We start from the raw sequence: 4,625 nt of genomic DNA on the forward strand, positions 1-4,625 counted from the left end.
GGCGGGGCCGTCTGGGAGGCGCTGTTCGAACGGCCGCTGGGCGAGGCGATCGAGGCGGGGTTCCGGGACGACCTGGTGCGGGGCGTGGTGCTCACGGACGCGCTGATCGGCACCTTCGCGGGCGCGCACGACCCGTCGCTCGTCCAGAACCGCTGCTTCCTCTACCACGTGATCGGCCAGGGCACCGGCGCCTGGGACGTCCCGGTGGGCGGCATGGGCGCGGTGACCGACGCGCTGGCCGCGGCGGCACGGTCGGCGGGGGCCGAGATCCGCACCGGGCACGAGGTGACGTCGATCGCCACGGACGGCACGAGGGCCGAGGTCGCGTTCGAGAACGGGTCGGGCCGAAGCGGCGCGGTCGGCGCGGACCGGGTGCTGGTGAACGCGTCGCCCCGGGAGCTGGCCGCGCTGCTCGGCGACCCGCCGCCGCCGGAGGCCGAGGGCGCGCAGCTGAAGGTCAACATGCTGCTGCGCCGCCTGCCCGCGCTGCGCGACCGCGACACGGACCCGCGGGAGGCGTTCGCCGGGACGTTCCATATCGCCGAGGGCTACGGGCAGTTGGAGTCCGCCCACCGCGAGGCGGCGGCCGGGCGGCTGCCCGGGACGCCCCCGAGCGAGGTGTACTGCCACTCGCTGACGGACCCCTCGATCCTCTCCCCCGAGCTGGCCGGGTCCGGCCACCAGACGCTGACGCTCTTCGGCCTGCACGCCCCCGCCCGGCTGTTCGCGGCCGACCACGACGCGGCGCGGGACGCACTGCTGGCCTCGACGCTCGCGGCGCTGGACGCGCATCTGGCCGAGCCGATCGCCGACTGCCTGGCGCCGGACGCGGCGGGCCGCCCCTGCATCGAGGTGAAGACGCCGCTCGACCTGGAGCGCGACCTGCGGCTGCCGGGCGGCCACATCTTCCACGGGGACCTCGCCTTCCCCTTCACGGAGGAGCGCGCCGAGGACCCGGCCGCGCGGTGGGGGGTGGCGACGGGCCACGCGAACGTGCTGCTGTGCGGCGCGGGCGCGGTGCGCGGCGGGGGCGTGAGCGGCATCGGCGGCCACAACGCCGCCATGGCGGCCCTCGGGCGGTGAGGGCCGGGCCGGGGCCCCGGCCCGCCGATCGACCTGCCGGTTTTGCCTGGCCACCGGGGGGAACCCGGCGGCCATGCGACACGACGACTTCATAGGACAGGTACAGGCGCGCGCCCGGCTGGACAGCAGGGGCGCCGCCGAGGCCGCGACGCGCGCCAGCCTGGAGACCCTGGCCGAGCGCATTCCGCCGGGGATGGCGGAGCACCTGGCGGCCCAGCTCCCCCAGGAGATCGGCGAGCACCTCCGGCGCGTCGCCACGGCCCCCGACCTGCCCGCGACCGGCGTGCGGATGACCAACGAGCAGTTCTTCGCGCGGGTCGCCGAGCGCTCGGGTGCCGAGCTGCCGAAGGCCGTGCACGAGGCCCGTTGCGTGGTCGAGGTGACGGAGGAGGCGACCGTCGGCGGCCTGACGCGGAAGATCCGCGACACGCTGGACGAGGAGCTGGCCCGGGTGCTCTTCGCGGGCAGCTCCGGTGGGACGGGCGACGGCTCGGGGAGGTGAGCTGACGTGACCGACGACCCGATGGGTGACGACGTCTACCAGCCGCCCGACGAATTCGCCGGGGAGTCCAGGTACGAGGCCGACCTCGACAACGCGCTGGAGGAGAAGGACCTCGACGAGGTGCTGGACGAGGGCTACTCGCCGCCCGAGAAGCCCCTGGCCGTGAACGACTACGGCACCACCGCGGCCGGGCAGCACGAGCGCGAGACGCTGGACGGGCGGCTGGCCGAGGAGGTGCCCGACGTCGGGCAGCCGCCGGGCGACGGCATCGGCGACAGCCCCGACCTGGCGGGAGAGCCGCGCGAGGACGAGATCTCCGGCGAGGACCGGTCCGGGCGCCTGGTCGGCGACGAGGGCGACGGCCCGCGCCGCGACGTCGACATCGTGGCCGAGGACGTCGGCATCGACGGCGGGGCGGCTGCCGCCGAGGAGGCGGCGATGCACATCGCCGAGGACGAACAGGAGGAGCGGGCCGAGGGCTTCGAGCCCTGAGCCATCCCCTCTCCAACGCTGGCTACCATGGTGGCCGCCATGGAAAACGCAGCTGGTTACCGCAGCTTTGTGGCCCTCGGTGACTCGTTCACCGAGGGCATGTCCGATGCCCTGCCCGACGGGACCTACCGGGGCTGGGCCGACCTCCTCGCCCGGCGGCTGGCCGCCGGGGTGCCCGAGTTCGCGTACGCCAACCTCGCCGTGCGCGGCAAGCTGATGCGGCAGATCGCCCACGAGCAGGTGCCCCTGGGCGCGGCCATGGGGGCCGACCTGGTGACCCTGGTCGGCGGGCTGAACGACGTGCTGCGGCCCCGTTGCGACATCGAGGAGGTCTGCGGGCTGCTCGCCGCGTCGGTGGAGCGGCTCGCGCCCGGCTGCAAGCAGCTGGTGCTGATGCGCAGCCCGGGGCGGCAGGGGCCGGTGCTCGAACGGTACCGGCGGCGGATGGACCGGCTGTTCACGTTCATCGACGAGCTCGCGGACCGGCACGGCGCGCTGGTGGTGGACCTCTACGCGGCGCCGGTGCTCGGTGACACGCGGCTGTGGGCGGACGACCGGCTGCACCTGACGGCCGAGGGGCACCGGCGGGTGGCGGAGGCCGTGTGGGAGCGGCTGGGGCACACGCCCGACTTCCCGTGGGACCTGCCGCTGCCGGTGACCGCGCCACTGGGCTGGGCCGTGCGCCGGGGGCGGGACCTCAGGTTCGCGCGGCAGCACCTGCTGCCGTGGATCGGCCGCCGCCTGACCGGCCGTTCCTCGGGGGACGGACGCCTGCCCAAGCGGCCGGAGCTGATGCCGCTGGTCACGGAGAACCGGCCCCAGAACTGGCCGTAGAATCCGGTGGCGTGACTGACAAGCCGCGCATTCCGAACGTTCTGGCCGGCCGCTACGCCTCCGTGGAGCTGGCCACGCTGTGGTCCCCCGCGCACAAGGTGGTGCTGGAGCGCAGGCTGTGGCTCGCCGTGCTCACGGCGCTCGGCGAGCTGGGCGTCGCCGTCCCGCGCGGGGCGATCGAGGACTACGAGCGGGTGCTGGAGCGCGTCGACCTGGGGTCGATCGCCGAGCGGGAGCGGGTCACCCGGCACGATGTGAAGGCGCGCATCGAGGAGTTCAACGCGCTGGCGGGGCACGAGCAGGTCCACAAGGGCATGACCTCGCGGGATCTGACCGAGAACGTCGAGCAGTTGCAGATCAGGCGCTCCCTGGAGCTGGCGCGCGACCGCACGGTGGCGCTGCTGGCGCGGCTGGGGAGGCTGGCGGGCGAGCACGCGGGCCTGGTGATGGCGGGCCGCTCGCACAACGTCCCGGCCCAGGCGACCACGCTGGGGAAGCGTTTCGCCACGGCGGCCGACGAGCTGCTGGTCGCCTTCGGGCGCCTGGAGGAGCTGCTGGCGCGCTACCCGCTGCGCGGCGTGAAGGGCCCGGTGGGGACGGCGCAGGACATGCTGGACCTGCTGGGCGGGAACGAGGCCGCGCTCGCCGACCTGGAGACGCGGGTGGCGACGCACCTCGGGTTCGGCCGGGTGCTCACCTCGGTGGGGCAGGTCTACCCGCGCTCGCTGGACTACGAGGTGGTGACCGCCCTGGTGCAGCTGGCGGCGGCGCCCTCGTCGCTGGCGAGGACCATCCGGCTGATGGCCGGGCAGGAGCTGGTGACCGAGGGGTTCAGGCCGGGACAGGTCGGCTCCTCGGCCATGCCGCACAAGATGAACACCCGGTCCTGCGAGCGGGTCAACGGCCTGGCCGTGGTGCTGCGCGGCTATGCCTCGATGACCGGCGAGCTGGCGGGCGACCAGTGGAACGAGGGCGACGTCTCGTGCTCGGTGGTGCGCCGGGTGGCGCTGCCCGACGCGTTCTTCGCGTTCGACGGGCTCGCCGAGACGTTCCTGACGGTGCTGGAGGAGTTCGGCGCCTTCCCCGCCGTGGTCGCGCGGGAGCTGGACCGCTACCTGCCGTTCCTGGCGACCACCAAGGTGCTGATGGCGTCGGTGCGGGCCGGGGTGGGCCGCGAGACGGCGCACGAGGCCATCAAGGAGAACGCGGTGGCGGCGGCGCTGCGCCTGCGGGAGGGTGCGGAGGGGAACGATCTGATGGACCGGCTGGCTCGGGACGAACGGATCCCGCTGGGCCGGGAGGGGCTTGCGGCGCTGATGGCCGACCGGCTGTCCTTCACGGGAGCCGCCGGGAACCAGGTGGCGTCGGTGCTGGAACGGGTGGAGGAGGTCGTGAAGACCTACCCCGAGGCGGCGGCGTACGCTCCGGGGGCCATTCTGTAGACCGGCGCGAACCGGCTCTGTGGAACCGGCTTCGTCGAACCGGCGCGCGGGAGGCGGATGTGGGGCGTGTCACCGGCGGTGATCCGTCACTGCTGCGCAAGATCAACTCCGCGGCGGTCCTGCGGGCGTTGCGGGCCGCCGAGCCCGCGTGTTCGCTCACGGATCTGGCCGGGCTGACCGGCCTGTCGCGGCCGACGGTCGAGGGCGCGCTGGAGGGCCTGGCGGACGCGGGGCTCGTCGCCGAGACGGGGGTGTCGGGAGCCGGTGGGGGC

General features: G+C 74.5%; 6 protein-coding genes. All 6 read left to right on the forward strand.

The genetic code is table 11. The annotated features are described in order from the left end of the window. Nucleotides 1-1,083: phytoene desaturase family protein (locus tag ADY01_RS33055; protein ID WP_049580440.1), on the forward strand; the 1,083-nt coding region annotated here is incomplete at its 5' end. Nucleotides 1,084-1,156: 73 nt separating this feature from the next. Then, nucleotides 1,157-1,585, forward strand: coding sequence for a DUF2267 domain-containing protein (locus ADY01_RS33060; protein ID WP_049580441.1), 429 nt, complete (start codon nt 1,157-1,159; stop codon nt 1,583-1,585). A gap of 6 nt (nt 1,586-1,591) precedes the next feature. Then, entirely contained in the window at nt 1,592-2,077 is a 486-nt protein-coding gene (locus ADY01_RS33065; RefSeq protein ID WP_049580442.1) for a DUF5709 domain-containing protein, read from the forward strand. 39 nt (nt 2,078-2,116) lie between these two features. After that, on the forward strand, nt 2,117-2,911 hold the full coding sequence (locus ADY01_RS33070; protein WP_078900817.1) for an SGNH/GDSL hydrolase family protein: 795 nt from the start codon (nt 2,117-2,119) through the stop codon (nt 2,909-2,911). 11 nt (nt 2,912-2,922) lie between these two features. Continuing rightward, nucleotides 2,923-4,353 carry an adenylosuccinate lyase gene (purB, locus tag ADY01_RS33075; protein ID WP_049580444.1) on the forward strand — a complete coding sequence of 477 codons (1,431 nt, stop codon included), beginning with the start codon at nt 2,923-2,925 and terminating at the stop codon, nt 4,351-4,353. A 59-nt stretch (nt 4,354-4,412) separates the two neighbouring features. Continuing rightward, nucleotides 4,413-4,625: helix-turn-helix domain-containing protein (locus ADY01_RS33080; protein ID WP_049580445.1), on the forward strand; the 213-nt coding region annotated here is incomplete at its 3' end.

The sequence above is a fragment of the Streptomyces sp. SBT349 genome (assembly GCF_001083795.1).
In the GTDB taxonomy this organism is placed as follows: Bacteria; Actinomycetota; Actinomycetes; order Streptomycetales; family Streptomycetaceae; genus Streptomyces.